Origin of the sequence: Diplocloster modestus, from assembly GCF_019042245.1 — a bacterium.
Lineage (GTDB): Bacteria > Bacillota > Clostridia > Lachnospirales > Lachnospiraceae > Diplocloster > Diplocloster modestus.
The window spans coordinates 127,098-146,640 of sequence record NZ_JAHQCX010000002.1; the positions used below are offsets into that span (position 1 = coordinate 127,098).

Annotated in this window: 21 protein-coding genes; 1 reads left to right on the forward strand and 20 read right to left on the reverse strand. The window is 48.1% G+C overall.

What is annotated here, in order from left to right:
- Position 1: 1 nt before the first annotated feature.
- From KTH90_RS03425 to KTH90_RS03520, 20 genes are all read right to left on the reverse strand, one after another.
- The gene (locus KTH90_RS03425) at positions 2–1,693 is read right to left on the reverse strand and encodes a MutS-related protein (protein ID WP_238726237.1); all 1,692 of its coding nucleotides are present in this window, start codon (positions 1,691–1,693) and stop codon (positions 2–4) included.
- Positions 1,694–1,954: 261 nt separating this feature from the next.
- On the reverse strand, positions 1,955–2,230 hold the full coding sequence (locus KTH90_RS03430; RefSeq protein WP_158350360.1) for a spore coat protein: 276 nt from the start codon (positions 2,228–2,230) through the stop codon (positions 1,955–1,957).
- A gap of 16 nt (positions 2,231–2,246) precedes the next feature.
- On the reverse strand, positions 2,247–2,432 hold the full coding sequence (locus tag KTH90_RS03435) for a hypothetical protein (RefSeq protein ID WP_158349730.1): 186 nt from the start codon (positions 2,430–2,432) through the stop codon (positions 2,247–2,249).
- 247 nt (positions 2,433–2,679) lie between these two features.
- The gene (glgA, locus tag KTH90_RS03440; RefSeq protein ID WP_158349732.1) at positions 2,680–4,119 is read right to left on the reverse strand and encodes a glycogen synthase GlgA; all 1,440 of its coding nucleotides are present in this window, start codon (positions 4,117–4,119) and stop codon (positions 2,680–2,682) included.
- Positions 4,120–4,247: 128 nt separating this feature from the next.
- Entirely contained in the window at positions 4,248–5,042 is a 795-nt protein-coding gene (gene spo0A / locus KTH90_RS03445) for a sporulation transcription factor Spo0A (RefSeq protein ID WP_238726238.1), read from the reverse strand.
- 195 nt (positions 5,043–5,237) lie between these two features.
- Positions 5,238–6,458: a SpoIVB peptidase gene (gene spoIVB, locus KTH90_RS03450; protein ID WP_158349736.1), complete on the reverse strand. Its 1,221-nt coding sequence runs from the start codon at positions 6,456–6,458 to the stop codon at positions 5,238–5,240.
- Positions 6,459–6,556: 98 nt separating this feature from the next.
- The gene (gene recN / locus KTH90_RS03455) at positions 6,557–8,242 is read right to left on the reverse strand and encodes a DNA repair protein RecN (RefSeq protein ID WP_238726239.1); all 1,686 of its coding nucleotides are present in this window, start codon (positions 8,240–8,242) and stop codon (positions 6,557–6,559) included.
- Between the two features lie 52 nt (positions 8,243–8,294).
- Positions 8,295–8,750 carry an arginine repressor gene (gene argR / locus KTH90_RS03460; RefSeq protein ID WP_158349740.1) on the reverse strand — a complete coding sequence of 152 codons (456 nt, stop codon included), beginning with the start codon at positions 8,748–8,750 and terminating at the stop codon, positions 8,295–8,297.
- A 15-nt stretch (positions 8,751–8,765) separates the two neighbouring features.
- The gene (locus KTH90_RS03465) at positions 8,766–9,614 is read right to left on the reverse strand and encodes an NAD(+)/NADH kinase (protein ID WP_238726240.1); all 849 of its coding nucleotides are present in this window, start codon (positions 9,612–9,614) and stop codon (positions 8,766–8,768) included.
- A 48-nt stretch (positions 9,615–9,662) separates the two neighbouring features.
- Positions 9,663–10,523: a TlyA family RNA methyltransferase gene (locus tag KTH90_RS03470; protein WP_238726241.1), complete on the reverse strand. Its 861-nt coding sequence runs from the start codon at positions 10,521–10,523 to the stop codon at positions 9,663–9,665.
- 7 nt (positions 10,524–10,530) lie between these two features.
- Positions 10,531–12,396, reverse strand: a complete 1,866-nt coding sequence (gene dxs / locus KTH90_RS03475) for a 1-deoxy-D-xylulose-5-phosphate synthase (protein ID WP_238726242.1) — start codon at positions 12,394–12,396, stop codon at positions 10,531–10,533.
- Positions 12,397–12,407: 11 nt separating this feature from the next.
- The gene (locus KTH90_RS03480) at positions 12,408–13,295 is read right to left on the reverse strand and encodes a polyprenyl synthetase family protein (RefSeq protein WP_238726243.1); all 888 of its coding nucleotides are present in this window, start codon (positions 13,293–13,295) and stop codon (positions 12,408–12,410) included.
- Positions 13,285–13,509, reverse strand: coding sequence for an exodeoxyribonuclease VII small subunit (xseB, locus tag KTH90_RS03485; RefSeq protein ID WP_158349746.1), 225 nt, complete (start codon positions 13,507–13,509; stop codon positions 13,285–13,287). Before xseB ends, KTH90_RS03480 begins: the two co-directional genes overlap by 11 nt.
- Entirely contained in the window at positions 13,490–14,719 is a 1,230-nt protein-coding gene (gene xseA / locus KTH90_RS03490) for an exodeoxyribonuclease VII large subunit (RefSeq protein WP_238726244.1), read from the reverse strand. The genes xseB and xseA overlap by 20 nt, the downstream gene beginning before the upstream one ends.
- 22 nt (positions 14,720–14,741) lie before the next feature.
- Positions 14,742–15,140: a transcription antitermination factor NusB gene (nusB, locus tag KTH90_RS03495; RefSeq protein ID WP_158349748.1), complete on the reverse strand. Its 399-nt coding sequence runs from the start codon at positions 15,138–15,140 to the stop codon at positions 14,742–14,744.
- A 217-nt stretch (positions 15,141–15,357) separates the two neighbouring features.
- On the reverse strand, positions 15,358–15,738 hold the full coding sequence (locus KTH90_RS03500) for an Asp23/Gls24 family envelope stress response protein (protein WP_158349749.1): 381 nt from the start codon (positions 15,736–15,738) through the stop codon (positions 15,358–15,360).
- 704 nt (positions 15,739–16,442) lie between these two features.
- A complete protein-coding gene (locus KTH90_RS03505; protein ID WP_158349750.1) occupies positions 16,443–17,117 on the reverse strand; it encodes a uracil-DNA glycosylase in 675 nt (224 codons plus the stop codon).
- 15 nt (positions 17,118–17,132) lie between these two features.
- Positions 17,133–17,894 (reverse strand): imidazole glycerol phosphate synthase subunit HisF, encoded by a 762-nt coding sequence (hisF, locus tag KTH90_RS03510; protein ID WP_158349751.1) that lies wholly within the window; start codon positions 17,892–17,894, stop codon positions 17,133–17,135.
- Positions 17,895–18,515, reverse strand: a complete 621-nt coding sequence (gene hisH, locus KTH90_RS03515) for an imidazole glycerol phosphate synthase subunit HisH (protein WP_158349752.1) — start codon at positions 18,513–18,515, stop codon at positions 17,895–17,897. It abuts the gene before it with no gap.
- Between the two features lie 107 nt (positions 18,516–18,622).
- Positions 18,623–19,111 carry a hypothetical protein gene (locus KTH90_RS03520; RefSeq protein WP_158349753.1) on the reverse strand — a complete coding sequence of 163 codons (489 nt, stop codon included), beginning with the start codon at positions 19,109–19,111 and terminating at the stop codon, positions 18,623–18,625.
- A 205-nt stretch (positions 19,112–19,316) separates the two neighbouring features.
- Between KTH90_RS03520 and KTH90_RS03525 the strand changes: the two genes are divergently transcribed.
- On the forward strand, positions 19,317–19,514 hold the full coding sequence (locus KTH90_RS03525; RefSeq protein WP_158349754.1) for a DUF6465 family protein: 198 nt from the start codon (positions 19,317–19,319) through the stop codon (positions 19,512–19,514).
- Positions 19,515–19,543 lie beyond the last annotated feature (29 nt).

Sequence of the window (19,543 nt, forward strand, 5' to 3'; positions counted from 1 at the left end):
GCTACTCGCCCAAAGCCCAAACGCCTTCCTCCGCAAACCGGGTGGCCATGTTTTCCGCCTTATTGATAATCTCCTCATCGTATCCGATCAGACCAAGCAGGCGGATTGCATTTCTTGAGGTCGCCCGGCCCTCACGGAGGCAGTAATCAAACAGAATGTCCTGATCCTTAATTTCTTCTCTGAAATGATAGTTATCATAAGAATCATCCAGAATATACGTCAGCTCTATATCATGAGTGGCGGCAAAGCACAGCACACCCGCATCATTTAAACTTTTTAGTATCTCGGATGACGCGGCGATCCGCTCTACCGTATTTGTACCTCTGAGCACCTCATCCACGAAACACAATACCGGATGCTCTTTGTCCACTGCGTCCAGAATCCGCTTCAAAGACTTAATTTCCACTATAAAATAGCTCTCCTGCCCCATCAGATTATCCTTTAACGCCATAGAAGAATAGATACTGAAATAATTCCCCTGATAGCGGTCAGCCAGCGCCGTATGGATCGTCTGGGCCAGAATCGCGTTGATGGCGATTGTTTTTAAAAATGTAGATTTACCGGATGCGTTGGAACCAGTGAGAAGAACTCCCCGTTTGGCCTGTATGGAACTGGCGACCGCATGCTCCACCAGCGGATGATAGATATTTTCCGCTTCCAGACGGACGATCTCTCCCTGCTGCAGTTCAGGCAGGCACACATACGGCATCATTTCCCTAAAATTAGCGATAGCGATCATACTTTCCAGCATTCCGATCTGCTCGATAAACAACTCCGCATCTTTTAAATGCAGCTTCACTTCCTTGAGCATCCAGTTAAATTTGATCAGATCTACATGGAAAACCATGCGGATATAATCCAGAATCATGGCCAGAGGATCCTCATTCATCCCGCCCTGTCCGGCCAGCACCAGAAAAGAATTCTTCCGGAATTTATTAAACTGCCTGGATGTTTTCTTCATCTGCGCCTGGTAACTTTCAATCTCCCTGATATTTAATTTCTCCAGTTCTTTCGCCGTATCCATCATTTTAATAATAAAGGCGAAAGCGCTGATATAGGGCTCTATCTCTTTCTTCTGTGAAAAATAATTCATGATATTCGCGCACATTATCAAGATAAAAAATATAATTCCCTGAGCCGGCGCGGCAAAAATGGACACGATTCCTGCCAGGGCAAGCACTGCCCTAATAATATGCGGCACAACCTTCATCTCGGTCAGATCCGCAAGCCAATATACATAATCCGCCAGCGACACTCCTTTGACCCGGCCCATTTTCGCATAAATCTTCTCCACGGAACGCCGTTCGTTCTCGTGGGACGCGAAATAAGAAATCAGCCGTTCTCTTTCCTCCAGCACTGATTTCTCATAAACCGGCGTCCTCATAATATCATAAAGACATTCCTGTCCCGGCGATGACCATGTATGGTTCACCAGCATAAACACCTCATCCATATCCAGATCATTCCAGGTAATGTCATCGATCCCTGTCACCCCGTTATGCCGGCGTCTGCAAAAATGCGATATACTGTCAAACTCCTCCGCCGTATACTCCTGTTCCGGCTGTTTCCCCCAGCTGAGCGCGATCTTCCTCTCCCTTTTCCGTTCCCACTTGATCCTATCATAAAATAGTTTCAGGAAGACGATCAGCAGCACAACTGCCGCGGCAATTGCCACAAACCAATATTCATTCATATGGCCAACTCCTGTCATTTCTAAGTATTCTACCTTTATTGTACTATTTTAATAATACAATAATACGCTCATCTCAATTTCATGTCAAGCTTATCAATTGAAAAAGAACTGGCCGGGAAGAAATCCGGGGGACAAGGGCTCCTGTTCCGGGACGCGGGGCGGGCACCTGGCCTTTGTCGGGCATACAAAATCGGCCGTAAGGCTACTATATCAGTATACCTTACCGCCGATTTCTCAAATCTTAAAAAATCTGAAATCAAATTACAGAAGTGAAGATTTCCCGTTTCCGGACAGCTGAGTTAAAACGGATTTCACATGCTGTACTTCTTCAGCCGTAGCCTTCTCAGCAGGAACATAATAACTCTTGCTGCGTGCGATCTGATACAGTTCTTCCTGGGACTGTTCGCACATATTTCTCATCTGTTTCAGAACCTGCTTCAGAGACGGATTCTCCGTCTGAGGGATCATCTCACCGAATTTCCCCAGATCACCGTTGATACCCCAAAGAGCATCTGCTACCATTGTTTTTTCATCCATCATGGTCATTCCCTCCTTAACCTAAGAACTGCATCAGCTGCTGTTTTTCCTGAGTAGCAGACTGTGCGGCCTTGTTAAAAAATTGTTTTACGGACGGATCCGTAGACTGCTCAGCATAAGCCTGCATTTTGCAATGGTTTACTTCATGAGCCATAATCAGATGACGTAAATTCTGTAAATCCAGTTCTGATAAATCAGCCATAAAAATTTCCTCCTTGATACACATCAGATTTTTACAATCTTAGTATGTCTTCTTTCAGGTAATCTATACCAATTAATATGAAATTTTATTCTCCTGAATAGATTCGTGATCCCTGTTGTCTCAGAATCCAGTAAAAAACAGATCGGCATACCCAAAAAAGAGCAGGAACCTAACAGGCCCGGGACACTCCGCGCCAAATGGCGGGAGTGTCCCGGGCCTGCTGAAAATCTCTCTCATACCATATCGTTCATTCAAGCCAGCGATAAAGTTCCTCATATTTCTTAGCGGAATTATTCCACGAAAAATCTTTGGCCATACCCCGGTCGATGATTTTATTCCACTCACGTTTCTTATTATAATAAATATTCTCTGCATACCGGATAATGGACAGCATCTCATGTGCATTATAGTTTGTAAAACTGAATCCTGTTCCGGAATTCCCAAACTCATTGTATGGCTCTACCGTATCTTTTAAGCCGCCGGTCTCCCGGACTATGGGCACCGTTCCATATCTCAGGCTCATCAGCTGGCTTAAACCGCAGGGTTCAAACAAGGAAGGCATCAGGAAAGCGTCGCTGGATGCATAGACCTTATGAGACATAGGCTCCGAATAATAGATCTGTGCCGATACCTTTCCGTTATATTTCCAGTCGTAATGACGGAACATATTCTCGTAACGCTCTTCCCCAGTTCCTAGAATTACCAGTTGGACGTTATCCTGACACAATTCGTCCATAATATAGGCGATCAGATCAAACCCCTTTTGATCCGTAAGCCTGGACACCATGCCGATCATCATCTTACCTGGATCCACTTCCAGTCCCAATTCCTGCTGCAACGCTATTTTATTCTTTACTTTTTCCTTGCGGAAATTCCTGGCATTATACTGTTGCGCTATATAAGTATCTGTTTCAGGATTGTATTCATTGTAATCAATTCCGTTGACGATTCCTCTTAAAGAGTTTGCTCTGGCGCGCATAAGCCCGTCCAGATGTTCGCCGTAAAACGGCTGTTTTATTTCCTCCGCGTAAGTCTCACTAACCGTAGTAATCGCATCCGCATAGACGATACCGCCTTTCAGGTAATTCGCATCCCCGTAGGCTTCCAGTTTATCCGGGCTAAAATAATACTTCGGCAGGCCTGTCACATCCTGAACCGTCTTAATATCCCAAACCCCCTGGAACTTCAGATTATGTATCGTTATGACGGATTTCATATTCCGATAAAACTCCCCATCATGGAAACGATCTTTTAAATAAACAGGCACCAGACCCGTCTGCCAGTCATGGCAATGGATAATGTCAGGCTGAAACCCGATTACAGGAAGGGCTGACAACGCAGCTTTGGAGAAAAATGCGAACTTCTCGATATCTTCAAAAATATTTCCGTAGGGTTTTGGCCCTGCCAGGTAATATTCATTGTCGATAAAATAAAACAGAATTCCGTCATATTCGATCTGCAGGACCCCTACATACTGGCTTCTCCAATTCAAATCCATATAAAAGTGGGTTACATACTGTAACTGGTCCTTGAACTCCTGTTTCATGCACATATATTTTGGAAGGATTACTCTGACATCGAATTCATCTTTATTAAAGCACTTCGGTAAGGATCCTACGACATCGGCCAGCCCTCCTGTCTTGATAAACGGAACTCCTTCTGAAGCAATGAATGCCACTTTCTTCATATGCGTATCCTCCTTGATCATAAAACTTTATGTAACTATTATAACGCATTGGCCCCACTAATGAAAGTGTTATCTTGCTTCCAAATATGTACATCCACAAATTAAATATCTGCTATAAATTTCTGCCGCTATCTCGTTTTGTACTCTAACCGGATTTTATCAGCGATCAAAGCTACAAATTCTGAGTTGGTGGGCTTTCCTTTTCCATTACTTACCGTATAACCAAATAATTCGTCTATCGTATCCATCTTCCCTCTGCTCCAGGCCACTTCGATGGCGTGGCGAATCGCCCGTTCCACTCTGCTTGGCGTTGTTTGGTGTTTCTTGGCAATGGTAGGATACAAAACCTTGGTGATCGAATTTAACATATCCATATCGTTCACTGACATGATAATGGCATCTCTTAAATATTGATAGCCTTTAATATGAGCAGGTACTCCTATTTCATGAATGATATTGGTAACATCGTTTTCCAGATTGTGTTCCATGGATCCGCCTCTGTTCTCATACGCTGTGATCCTTTTGGATTCTGCGAACTTCCGGTTCGATCCGCCCTTAAATCTTTTAATCCGATTGATTACCACTTCGTTGTCAAATGGTTTCATGATATAAAAATCAGCACCCAGATTAAATGCATCTTCCGTAATTCCCTCCTGCCCAATCGCCGTGATCATAATAAAAGCAGGTTTCTTGAGATTGGCATCATTTTTCACCTTTTCCATTACGCTTAATCCATCCATCTTAGGCATAATGATATCTAACAGTACCACATCCGGTTCTTTGGTTTTAATGATGTCCAGAGCCTCTTCCCCGTTCGTCGCTTTCCCTACTACCTGCAATTCATCATCCTGGCTGATGATTTCGTCAAGTAACTCCACGATTCTTTCATTATCATCGGCAATTGCAATATTTAATCTGTCCATAAGATCCTCCTTGGTTTTTATTCGGTTATATGATAAAAGAATGTAAAAGTATATTATCTTTTGCAGCAGAACAAACTGTTTGGCGCCAAATTTTGCAGTTTGTGAGAGCTGTTTTTAATTATATATACAATATATTTCATAAGCAAGAATATGTTATCGCATGTTTTCGACAGCATTTTATTTCCATATACAGGATTACTGATTTTCACTCTCCATTTGCAGCATATTTTCGATGAAAATGCCAAATCCCCTCGAAGAATCTTGAATGAAAACATGGGTAACTGCACCAATAATTTTGTTATTTTGGATGATAGGGCTTCCACTCATCCCCTGGATAATACCGCCAGTCAGATTTAATAATTCCGGATCCGTGATTTCCAGTACAATTCCTTTATTCACATCGTCTCCGGTCATATTTATCTCTTTGATTTCGACCTGATAATCCTTTACCTCGCCGCTGGCACAGCATCGGATCACTGCCGGCCCCAGCTCAATATCCTGTTTCATACAGATATCCATAGGTTCCGCGTTTACTTCCTGTTTCAACGTATCATTGGCGATTCCGAATATTCCGGCCTCGGTATTGTCCTGAATCTGCCCCCGCACATTTGCATCATTGTAATCAATAAAGCCTGTCATCTCTCCGGGGCTTCCCTTTTCCCCCTTGATAATGGACAGAATCTTTGTCTCATAGAGTTTTCCGTCATCCATCTCCATTAAAGTACTGGTATCAACATCCGTGATACCGTGTCCCAGCGCACCGAATCGACCATTTTCGTCGATAAACGTCAATGTTCCGATCCCCTGCGTATTATCTCTGACCCAGATACCCAACCGGAATTCTTCTGGTGCTGTCATAACCGGTTTTACCTTTAATTGTATCTCCTCTTCATTTCTCCTGATATTCAGTATCACCTCCTCATTGCCATACTGGTTCACCTTCTCGATGAGATCCGTTTTGTTATAGATCGGCTCCGAATTCACCGCTTCGATATAATCCCCCGTCTTTACCAGGTGATAAGCCGGCTCATAATTCAGCCCATCCATTCCAGTGACTGTTCCGGTACCTATAATTAACACCCCTTTGGTCTCCATATAAATACCAATCGGCGTCCCTCCCGGTATCAGTTTTTGATCCTTTACAACTGAAACTTTGACGTCCTTTAAGTCTATGAGACCGAATAACTTACATTTTACGGTATCCTGGCCCGAACTTCCATCCCCAAAAGAAATAGGGTAGTCTTTATTCAGGTGCAGCTGGTCCTTCGGGATATTTGATTCATTGGATTCCGCTACCAGTTTGATTTCATCCGGAACCGCATTGCGGATTCTCAGATATCCGAAGATACCAAGCAGCAGGATACCTAATATGGTACATAGAATTAAAATCCGCCGATAAGACGCCTTTTTCGACATTTTCTTCACATCCTTACCTCTTTCTTTCGAAAAAAAGCAAAAGGAATATAGCTAAGCTATATCCCTCAATTATTATGTGAAGAAATGACGGTTTCACACTAGGATGATTTTGTACCTATTGCCAATTCTTTCATTTCCTTTGCGTTTTTGAGCACCGTTTCCGTAATTTCTGCGCCTCCCAGGATTCTTGCCAATTCCTGGACCATCTCGGAATCATTCAGCTTTCGTATAATGGTAATCGTTTCTTTCTTTTTTACATTTTTTTCGATGGCAAAATGGGCGTCCGCCATGGCGGCGATCTGAGCCAGATGCGTGATGCAGATCACCTGATGGCCTTTCGCCACAAACGCCAGTTTTTCCGACACCTTTTGGGCCGTACGGCCGCTGATCCCCGTGTCAATCTCATCGAAGATCAGCGTCTCTGTGGCATCCTGATCCGCCATCACCGTCTTGATCGCCAGCATGATACGGGAAAGCTCACCGCCTGACGCTACCTGGGCCAAAGGCCGCTCCTTTTCACCTGGGTTCGTAGAGATCATGAATTCCGCCTCATCACCACCGTTTGCGGTAAAATGTCCAAGCGGGCACACTTCTATATGAAATAAGACATCCAGGAAATTCAGGTCTTTCAGGGCTGACCGAATCTGCCTGCCCAATTGTCCGGCATATTTTGACCGGAGCACGCTCAGTTGATCCGTTGTCTTTTTTAAAACCGCTTCCGACTGTTGAAGCTTTTCTGCCAGCTTTTTCCGATACTGTTCATAATCCACTAATTTTTCCAGCTTTTCCTGCTGGGCCGCCTGATATTCCAATATCTGCCTGATGGTTTGTCCATATTTGGATTTCAGATGGTTGATCGTATCCAGTCTCTCTTCCGTCTTCTGAAAATCTTCCTGGGAAAAGCAAAGTTCCTGCGCATAATCCGACAATTCCCGATGAAAATCGTTCAAAAGATTTTCGACATCCTGGAGCTGCATACTTAAGCTTTGGATTTTTCCATCAAAGGCCGCCACAGCATGAAGCTCCCGTACCGCTCTTCCGATGGTCTCCTGGGCACCAGTTTCCTCCATGGCGCCGGTCAGCCCATCCGCCATGGTCACCGCCTCCAGAATCTTCCTGGCATTTACCATCTTCCTATACCGGCTTTCCAGTTCCTCGTCCTCACCGTCTTTTAATGCGGCGTCCTCAATCTCCTGGATCTCAAAATTCAGGAAAGAGATCTCTCTGGTCCTTTGTTCCTCATCCATTCCGGTGGCATCATAGGTCTCTTTTAACTCGCTGTATGCCGCATACGCTTCCCGGACTTTCACTTTCTGCGGGGAGATTTCTTTGCTTCCATAATCATCCAGAATCTCCAGATGCTTTTTCTTATATAATAAAGACTGATGTTCGTGCTGCCCGTGGATATTAATCAAAATTTCCGCAATTTGTTTTAAGACGCCGGCAGAGACGATTTCTCCGTTTACCTTACCAATGCTGCGCCCATTGACCAGCTTACGGGATAAAATAAAAAGCCCGCCGTCCTCCGGATACAGATCCAGTTCCTGAAGCTTAATTAAGCTGTCCGGATTGGTCACTTCGAACACCAGCTCCACCAAAGCAGGCTGGTCCGGATCCCGGATCAGATTCTTAGCGGCCTGCCCGCCCAAAGCCAGATTAATGGAGCCGATCAAAATCGACTTCCCCGCACCGGTTTCACCCGTTAGTATATTTAATCCTTCGCTAAAATATACTTCCGCCTCGTCAATCAGCGCCAGATTTTTCACATGCAGACTAACCAGCATTTCGTTCACTCCTCAACGCGTTTGCATTGTTTGTTTTCTTCATTTGTGTCCGTTAATTATTTCCCAGTATTTTACGGATCCGTTCCATAGCCACCAGAGTATCGTCAACGCTTCGGACCGCGCACATAATCGTGTCGTCCCCCGCGATACAGCCGACAATTTCCGACCAGTGCATGGCATCCAGCGCGGCCGCCACCGCCATAGCCATCCCGGATACGGTCTTGATCACCAGAATGTTCTGTGCCATATCCATGGACAGAAAACCATCCCTCAATACGCGGACATATTTTTCGTTGGTTACATCATCCCGTTCCTGATAGACCATATATTTTTGCCGGCCATCCTCCGCCGCCATCTTGGTCAGCTTCAGTTCCCGGATGTCCCTGGATACCGTGGCCTGGGTGACCTGATAACCGGCCTCCTGCAGCCGTGCCGCCAGCTCTTCCTGGGTTTCTATGGAATATTTGGATATCAATTCGATGATTTTCGCATGACGCTGTGTCTTCAAGATATTCTCCTCCTGCTATCTGCCTGGCTGATCTGCACCCATCTTCCGCCGCAATACTTCCAGAAAGCTGCGCTTGCTCAATTTTACAATCTTTGTTTTACGCAATGCCTGATGAATGATGATCCGGTCACCGGTTACGATATGAATCGGATTCTCCCCGTCAAACGCAGCCTCAGCGGCTTCCTCATCTCTCTTCCGGCCTTCTCCCAGCTCGATGGTGATCTCATCATTGGCGGACAGGATGATACTCCTGGTATTCAGCGTGTGCGGACAGATGGGAGTGATCATGATCAGTGAAGCTTTCGGATCTACGATGGGACCGCCTGCGGACAGGGAGTATCCCGTGGATCCCGTGGGTGTGGATACGATGATCCCATCTGCGCTGTACGAATTCAGAAATGATCCGTTCACATAGATGTGATAGCTTAAAATGCGCAGGGACCCCGTCCGGTTAATGGCGATATCATTTAACGCCAGATCAGAGCCCGCCTTGTGTGTTCCATGATACACTGATCCCCGCAGCATCATGCGCTCCTCGATCTCATAATTGCCTTCCAGCAGCAGTTTAAGCGACGGGATCAGAGATTTTTGTTCCACCTCCGTCAGATAACCCAGGGTTCCCAGATTCACCCCCAGAAGCGGAATCTCCTGTTCCACTGCCGCCCGTGCGGCCTGGATCATGGTTCCATCCCCTCCCAGGACAATCATACACTGTACATCTTCCGGAAGGACCATACCGTCCGTCAACGGTTCGGTACGGATGACGGCTCCTTTGCCATTGGCCTCCAGATAATCCCGTATCTGCCCGGTGACCTTTAAGTCCCGGTCTTTCATACTGTTCGTCAATATGTAAAACTTGTCCATATCTTCGTCCACCTAAATTTTATTTTCTCCATGATCGGGCCAATAATTTTATTTGCCGCCCGGGACATCCAACTGCTGATGCGCCCGCGCAACCACGTCTGCCGGACGAACCCGGCAAGGCGCCGCCTGCTTATCTTCCGCCCTTACCTCGCCTGATGCCGGCTGTCCATCTTCCGGCCTCTTTTGCAGATACAGCAGGTATTCTATATTTCCTTCCGGTCCTTTGATCGGAGAAAAGTCCAGATTCCGTACGCAAAATCCATTTTCCATAGCAAAAGTAATCACTTTTTCAATCACTTCCAGATGCACGGCTGCATCCCGTACCACACCTTTTTTCCCAACCTTTTCCCGTCCTGCTTCAAACTGCGGCTTGATCAGGCAGACAACGGAACCATCCGGGGTAAGAAGTTCCCGGACCGGAATCAGTACCTTGGTCAGCGAAATAAAAGAAACATCGATGGAGGAAAAGCCAACAGGCTCTCCTATATCCTCCGGCTTCACATAGCGGATATTTGTCTTTTCCATACAGACCACCCGCTCATCCTGCCGAAGTTTCCAGTCCAGCTGCCCGTGTCCTACGTCCACCGCATAGACTTTAACTGCTCCATTTTGAAGCATGCAGTCGGTGAATCCCCCCGTTGAGGATCCGACGTCCATGCAGATCTTCCCTTCTATCTCCACGCCAAAGCAGTCCATGGCCTTCTCTAACTTCAGGCCGCCTCTGCTCACATAGGGCAGCGCAGTCCCCCGTACTTCTATCTTTACCTTTGTCTCATCAAACATCGTTCCGGCTTTATCTTCCCTCTGCCCGTTGACAAATACATCTCCGGACATGATGACCGCTTTGGCCTTTTCACGGGAAGACGCCAGGTTCTGTCTGACCAGTAAAACATCCAGTCTCTCTTTCATTTATCCTCTATAGCCCCACATATTCCGACAAAATTTTCTTAAATAAAGTCTCCTGGTCAATCCCTGATTCCCTCTTCAGAATGTCCACATTGCCGTGCTCCACATACTCATCCGGAAGCGCGGTAATCAGCACGCTGGTATTCAGATGCTCACTGTTGACCAGATCCAGGACCCGTTCACCGAAGCCTCCGCTTTTTACATTTTCCTCCAGAGTCACCAGCAGCTTGTGATCTGCGGATATCTCTCTTACCATCTGCTCATCCAGCGGTTTTACAAAGCGGGCATTGACCAGGGAACAATTATAGCCGATGTCCTTGATCCGTTCTCTGAGGACAAGCGCCGTCTCCACCATGTTACCGACGGCCAGCAGTGCAATGTCCGATTCCTCGAAAAGTATCTCGCTTTTTCCGTATTCAATCGGATGCCGGTATTCCCTCAGCCCGTCATAGGCTGTCCCCCGGGGGTATCGAAGCGCAATGGGCCTGTCATAATTCACCGCGAATTTCATCATATCGGACAGCTCCCACTTATTTTTGGGAGCCATAATTGTCATATTAGGAATGCTGGACAGATAGGAAAGGTCGAAAATCCCCTGATGCGTCTCCCCGTCGCTTCCCACCACTCCCGCACGGTCGACGGCAAAGACCACGTGCAGATTCTGGATACATACATCATGCAGAATCTGATCATAGGCCCGCTGTAAAAATGAAGAATATACGGCGACCACTGGTTTCAAACCTGCCGCGGCCAGACCAGCCGCAAAAGTAACCGCATGCTCCTCCGCGATCCCCACGTCAAAAAAACGGTCGGGGAACATATTGCGGAACCTCTTTAATCCTGTCCCGTCCGGCATAGCTGCCGTTACCGCCACGACCAACTCATCCCGGTCACCCAGTTTTCGCATGACGGTGGAAAATACATCGGTCCAGTTCGATTTGGTGCGTTTATTGGTCGGCAGACCTGTCTTGATATCAAAGGGCTCCGCCCCGTGAAACCTAGCCGGATGCCGCTCAGCAGGGGCATACCCCTTGCCCTTTTTCGTGATCACGTGCACCAGGACTCCGTTTTCCAGTTTTTCCGCCTCGTGGAAAATCTTCACCATCTGCTCCACATTGTGTCCGTCCACAGGCCCCAGATAAGTGATTCCCATCTCTTCAAAGAACATTCCTGGAATGATCAGCTGCTTCAGGCCGCTCTTGGTCTTGCGGATCTGCTCGATCATCTTATCCCCGTATACCGGAATCTTTGACAGGGAATTATAGACCCCGGTCTTTAAGCCCGTGTAGGCGTCTGCCGTCCGAAGCTCGCTTAAGTAGGTGGACATTCCCCCTACATTCTCAGAGATCGACATATTGTTGTCATTGAGAACAATGATAAAATTGCTTTCCAGACGGGAAGCATTATTCAGAGCCTCATAGGCCATACCGCCTGTCAGAGCGCCGTCCCCGATCACCGATATCACCTTATTGTAGCCTCCCAGCAGTTCCCTGGCCTGTACCAGGCCCAGCCCCGCCGAGATGGAGGTAGAGCTGTGTCCGGTGTTAAAACAGTCACAGGGGCTCTCCCTTCGTTTCGGGAACCCGCTCATTCCTCCGTACTTGCGCAGCTCATCGAAGCCTTCCCGGCGTCCGGTCAGCAGTTTATGTGTGTAGGCCTGATGCCCCACATCCCAGACGATCTTGTCCTCCGGCAGCTCAAAGGCCAGGTGAAGAGCCATCGTCAGCTCCACCACCCCCAGATTGGATGCCAGATGTCCTCCGGTCGTACTGATCTTGTCAATCAGGAACCTGCGGATCTCTTCTGCCAGCAGCGGCAGATTCTTTTCTTCTATTTTTTTAATATCATTGGGTTGGTTGATTCTTTCCAGATACATGAGCACCGCTCCTATTTTTTACGATTTATGAGGGATTCCATCAGAGCTTGGAGATACGCATCATCCCGGTCCAGGGAATGCAGCGCGTCCATCGCACGCTGTGAAATCATCTCCACATCCGCTTTGGCCTGATCCAGTCCCTTGATCGTGACATATGTGGTTTTTTCATTCTTCTCATCGCTGCCGATGGGCTTGCCCAGCTCTTCCATCGTGCTGGTGACATCCAGGATATCATCCTGGATCTGGAACGCCAGTCCCACATCCGATGCGATCTGTTCCACGGTCTTCAGCTGCCCGTCAGAGGCCCCTGCCAGCACTGCCCCTGTCAGCATGGCGGCTTCAATCAGCGCCCCCGTCTTCAGCTCGTAGATAAAATCCAGCTTTTCCCTGGTCAGAGGCTGTCCCACTGCTTCCACATCCACCGTCTGTCCGCCGATCATTCCATAGATCCCCGCTTTGACAGCCAGGATACGGAGCGCCTTTCCGATGCGGATATTCGAGGGCTCCATCTCAAAAGCCCGGGTCGCTGTCTCAAACGCATAGTTTAGCAGGGCGTCACCTGCCAGGATGCCCATGGCCTCCCCATATACCACATGAGTCGTCTTACGGCCTCTGCGGTACTCATCGTTATCCATCGCCGGCAGGTCGTCGTGGACCAGGGAATAGGTATGAATCATCTCCATCGCGGCCATAAATGGCTCCACCACTTTCGTGCTGCCGCCGAACAACCGGTAGGTCTCCTGCATAAACATCGGCCTCAGCCGCTTCCCGCCGGCCAGAATACTATAATTCATAGCCTGAATGACCGTTTTCTGAAACCCTACCTCCGCAGGCAGATACTCCCTGATTATCTCTTCAATCTCATTTACCCTTTTTTGCAGTTCTTCATTAAAATTCATCCAGACCACCATCTTCATTGATTACCAGCATTTTTTTCTCAACGGTATCAATTTTATCATTGCAATATTTTAACAGTTTCATACCTTCCTGATAGATTTGAAAGGAATTTTCCAGGGAAACCTGGCTGTCCTCCAGCTTTTCTATCATTCCGTTCAGTTCTCCGAAGGCTTCTTCCAGCGTCTTCTCTTCCTGATTATATTTCACATTGCTCATCCTCTATCCTCCTGATCTTCTCAGTGCCGCAGACTTTCGCCCGGATTTTGCCGTCTCTTACATGGATCTGCAGCATCTCATCCGTATGTACCTGCTCCACACCGGTCACAGCCTGTCCGCTGTCATTCTCCGTATAGGAATACCCCTGATTCAGTTTTCCCAGAGGAGAAAGCCCGTGGAACTTCTCGATATACAGGGAAAGCCTGTGCCTGCGGTCCAGCAGCTTTGCGTTCATCCCCTGGGATAACTTCTCCATAAGCTCCGCCGTCAGAAGCCGCTTCTCCCTGATCTGATTCTTAGGGCTTACATAGGACAGCCGCATCTGATACTGCTTCGCCAGGCTCCTGGCATCCGAAAGCTTAAGCCTCAGCCTGTGCTGCAGTTCATACCAGTAGCCCTCCAGCTGGTCCCGGAACAGTTCATAATCAAAAACCGCCAGCTCTGCGGCTGCGGAAGGAGTCGGCGCTCTTAAGTCTGCCACATAGTCCGCGATCGTCGTGTCCGTCTCATGCCCCACCGCGCTGATCACCGGCGTACGGCATTCAAAGATCGCCCTGGCCACGCTCTCCTCATTAAAAGCCCAAAGATCCTCGATGGAACCGCCTCCACGTCCGGCTATGATCGTATCCACTCCCATAGCATCCAGGGTACGGATCCCCTTTACAATACTGGCAGCTGCTCCCTCGCCCTGCACCAGAGCCGGATACAGAATCATCTGCACATAGGGGTTCCTTCGTCTGGTGATATTCATAATATCCCGGACCGCCGCCCCGGTTGGAGCCGTGACTACCCCCAGTTTCCGGATATATTTTGGAACGGGCTGTTTGTACTGTTCCGCAAACATGCCCATATCTTCCAATTCTTTTTTCAATTGTTCATATTTTGTGTATAGCAGTCCGGCGCCATCTAAGATAATTTCTTTGGCATAGAGTTGGTATTTGCCGTCCCGTTCATAGACGTTGACCGCGCCCAGCACGATTACCTGCTGCCCCTCCTGCATCCGGAAGGCCAGTCCTCTGCGCTGTCCGGAAAACATGACACAGGCGATCGCTCCGGTCGCGTCCTTTAGAGAAAAGTAGATATGTCCGGACGTATGGTATTTGCAGTTGGACACCTCGCCTTTCACATAAATCCGGTTTAACACAAAATCCTGGGTAAACATATTCTTAATGTAGGCGTTCACCTGTCCTACGGAATACACATTTCTCATGAAAACTCCTCATGCGCCCGCCTTACGCCAGCTTCGCAAGCACTCCATTCACAAAAGCAGGGGATTCCTCCCCGCCGTATTTTTTACACAGCTCCACTGCCTCGTTGATCGCCACCCCGGTAGGGATATCCTCATCATACAGCAGTTCATACACCGCCAGCCTTAAGACAGCCAGATCCACCTTGCCCATACGCTTCACGGACCAGCCTTCCGTCACTTCATCCAGCTTCCTGTCGATCTCTTCCACCCTGGCCGACACATCCATATATTTCTTCCGTATATATTCCAGATCCGGGTCCTGTGGTACCTCCTCCAGGCTGTCAAAATAAAGAGCGATCTGCTCCTGCATCTCCTCTTCCTTATGAAATTCAATTCGGAATAACAGCCGGAAAATATGTTCCCGCAATTCTCTTCTTCCCATGTTTTCTCTCCTAATCGATTACTTCTGCGCCGCACCCTTTAAGCAAACCGTACCGCTCCATACATATCAGCTCTGCCTGCCGTGACCATCGGTACGTCAAAACGCACTGTCTGTCAAATCATACTCCCTGTTTGATACGCACTTCCCGTCCTATAATAAAAAGGGTGTCTTGCACAGACACCCCTATTATACTATATTCTTTTCAAAGAAAAAAGGATTAATTACTTTTTTCCATCTCCACGCCGGCGATCCGGATATTCACGTCAATCACCTGCAACCCTGTCATGTTCTCAATCGCGGTCTTGACCCGGTCCTGAACCTTCTCGCTGGTTTCCGGAATATTATAACCATATTTCAGATTCAGAGCCAGTTCCACACTGACATTGTTATCCACGATCTCAGCCTTAACGCCCTTGCTCAAATTCTTCATCCCCAGCTTGCTGACCAGCTCATTGGTGATATTTCCCGCCATAGACGCGACACCCTCTACTTCCGTAGCGGCAAGTCCCGCAATAATGGTAACCACTTCATCTGCGATCTGCACCTCACCCAGATTCCCATCTGCGTGTATCATATATGTGTTTCTAGTCTCTGCCATCCAACTGACCTCCTAAGCATTTCCAAAATCATAACTCCTACTCAATTATACCAGACTTCCCCATATTTGCAACAGTTTTCCGTCTATTAGCCGGCCAACAGCCGGCCAATCCGGACAATGATGGGGGAATACTCTCCAAAAAACGGAGACGTAACCACCGCCGACTATTTTTGACCTGCGCTTTCAGAAAAATAAACCAGAATACAGTATATATTGCCACCAACACAACTCATTATTCAAATTAATCAAAACACCTCATATCCGATCGAAAATTGAGCCAAAGCAGGTAAGGGCTGAGGTGGGTATGCGGCGGCTGGTTTCTGGCCGGACAGCCGGGTTTTGGGCGACGGCCTCCCGGGGAGTCTTATGCTTTGCTGAAATTGCTCACACGAGCTGTGGCGGGCCTTAGGGAGAAAGAGCGGGACAGGGGGAACCAAATTTTTGCTTACCTTGCAAAAATTTGAGTGCCTCTGAACCGAGAATTTCTTCAGAAATTCTTGGTGAATAGGCACGATGTTCCTCCTGTCCCGCTCTTTCTCCCTTAGGCCCGTCCAGTGAAGGGTGCGCAATTTCAGCAAAGCATAAGACTCCCCGGGAGGCCGCCGCCCAAAACCCGGCCGTCCGGCCAGAAACCAGCCGCCGCATACCCGCCTCAGCCCTTACCGGACCCAATGGACCCAATGGACCTAATCTCCGGCCATCAGTTAAATATTCTCGATCTGCCAGTCGATAGGCTGCAGCCCGTTCTTTTCGAGGAACGCATTGGTCTGGCTGAAAGGCCGGCTCCCGAAAAAGCCTCTGGATGCCGATAGAGGGCTGGGATGGGGAGCTTCCAGGATCAGATGCCTGGGGTTGTTGAGCATGGCCTTTTTGGATTGGGCGGGGCGGCCCCACAGAATGAATACGATCGGACGGTCCTGATCGTTCAGCGCGCGGATGGCTGCGTCGGTGAATTCTTCCCATCCGATTCCGCGGTGGGAATTCGCCTGATGGGCACGGACGGTCAGTACGGTATTCAGTAACAGGACTCCCTGCTCAGCCCATTTTACCAGATAGCCGTTGTTGGGAATGTAGCAGCCGCAGTCATCGTGCAGCTCCTGATAGATATTGACCAGGGAAGGAGGGATCTCCACATCCGGTTTTACAGAAAAACAAAGGCCGTGGGCCTGGCCGTTGCCATGATAGGGATCCTGGCCTAAGATCACTACTTTGACATCGTGAAGAGGGGTCAGGTGGAACGCATTGAACAGGTCATCCGCACTGGGGTAGATTCTTCTGGTATTGTACTCGTTCAGGATCGTTTTATGTAATTGGATGTAATATGGTTTCTTGAATTCGGCCGCTAAGGGCTCAAGCCAGTCATTGCTGATCGGTGGCATAGTCTCACTCCTTTTCTACAGGCGGACGGATACTCCGCGTTGGTTCAGGTATTCTTTTACTTCTTTGATTTCCAGTTCTTTATAGTGGAACAGGGAGGCTGCCAGCGCGGCGTCGGCACCGCCCTTTGTGAGCGCTTCATAGAAATGTTCTTTTGTACCGGCTCCTCCGGATGCGATGACCGGAATAGAGACACGGTCGGCGATCTGTCTGGTGAGCTCGATATCATATCCGGCTTTGGTCCCGTCACAGTCCATGCTGGTCAGAAGGATCTCTCCGGCTCCTAACTGCTCGGCCATGCGGGCCCAGGCGATCGCATCGATTCCCACATCGATCCGGCCGCCGTTTTTATAGATATTCCAGCCGCTGTTATCCTCTCTTCTCTTTGCATCGATTGCCACGACCACGCACTGGCTGCCGAATTTGTCCGCCGCCTCCCGGATCAGGTCAGGATTCTGGATCGCGGAGGAATTGATGGATATCTTATCCGCGCCTTCCCGCAGGAGTGCCCGGAAGTCGTCCACACTTCGAATGCCGCCTCCTACCGTAAAAGGAATAAATACCTTTTCAGCCACCTTGCGAACCATATCCACTACTGTTTCTCTGGCGTCTGAGGAAGCGGTGATATCCAGGAACACCAGCTCATCCGCTCCTGCTCTGTCATATGCTGCCGCGATCTCTACCGGATCTCCGGCGTCCCGCAGATTCACAAAATTAACTCCTTTTACTACCCGTCCATTATGTACATCCAGACATGGAATGATCCGTTTCGTAAACATCTAACATTCCTCCTTATCGATGGCAGCAAAATTTTTAAGAATCTGCAACCCCACATCACTGCTTTTCTCCGGATGGAACTGACAAGCGAACACGCTGCCCTTTTCCACCGAAGCATGTATTTTGGTACTATAACCCGTCACAGCCTTTACAATCCCCTCGTCCTCCGCACGCAGATAATACGAATGCACAAAGTAAACATAAGGATGTTCTGGCAGTCCCTGAAAGAGACGTCCATGATTCATAAGCTCCAGAGAATTCCAGCCCATATGGGGGATCTTCAGCCCCTCCTGCTTCGGGATCTTTACAATCTCGCCCTTCAGAATTCCCAGCCCTTCCACCCCCGGGCTCTCTTCGCTATGTTCAAACAACAGCTGAAGCCCCAGGCAGATTCCCAGGAAAGGAATATTCTTTCCGGCCACTTCCCGGATCACATCGTCCAGTCCATAAGCCCGCAGATTCGCCATGGCATCCCCAAAGGAACCGACACCCGGAAGAATCACCTTATCCGCCGTCAATATGGTATCCCGGTCTCTGGTCAGCACGACCTCCTGCCCCAGAGATACCAGTGCTTTTTCCACGCTCTTAATATTACCTGCATCATAGTCAATGATCGCTATCATCCGCACCACATCCTTATTTTTTCTGTCAACCAGTGTACCATAAAAAAGGGGACATGTCCATTCCGCCTGCTTTCTCATCCCCCCGTGAGACTGTCCGAAAACCAAACCTAAATCCGCAGCACCCACTCCCCTGGATCCGCCTGGATGGCCTCGGAGCGGTCTGCGCTCTGCGTCGGTACCTGGTAGAGTTTGGAGTGGACACGGATAAAATGGGACTTTTGATTGAAGTAGGCGGTTTTTTCAAAGGGAAAACGGATGATCTGCGGATATTGGAAGCCCGCGCCCAGCTCCAGGATGAAAAGGTCATGATTGAGGGTCTGAGACAGCCATTGCAGGTATGTGTTCCAGTAAAGCTCTCCTTTTTCCTCTTCTGTGTAGAGAGGAGTTACGATTCTGGCCGGGTCAAATGGTGTGTGCAGCATCTGGTCATCTTCTGCTAAAGAGACGATGTAGTAATTTTTTCCGGTTAGCAGGTTATTTAGTGCCTCATAGACACATTTACGCGTATCCTGGTCGGATTTTGCGGTAATTTCTTCTCCGATTCCGATCAGAATCCGATCTGATTGTTGTAAATATTCTCTGATTTTTGAACTCATATTGCCTCCTGTTCTGCATATAATGAAAAGGGAAATGTCATATTTTCCCTTTCGGTTTATGGATTATTACCTATGATCCCCTGAATTTTAGCGCTTTAGCGTAGAGAATTCCACAATCTTTTTGGGGCCAATTGCATTTTACCATAAACTGTACTATATTTATACCGTAGTTTTAATCTGTGTTTCTTTAGGGAGGTATTGTGTTATGAAATGTCAGGTGGTATTGGAATACGCTGGACGCCATATGTGTGACAAGGAAGTCATAGATCACGTCAAAAGCATTTGGCTGGAAGCCGGCAACAAAGTGAAAGATATCAAAACAATGGATATCTACTTGAAACCCGAAGAAAATATGATTTATTACGTAATTAACGAGACAGAGACCGGCAGTTTTTCCATGTAATTACATAAGATCCGGATGCTTTTCCTTTG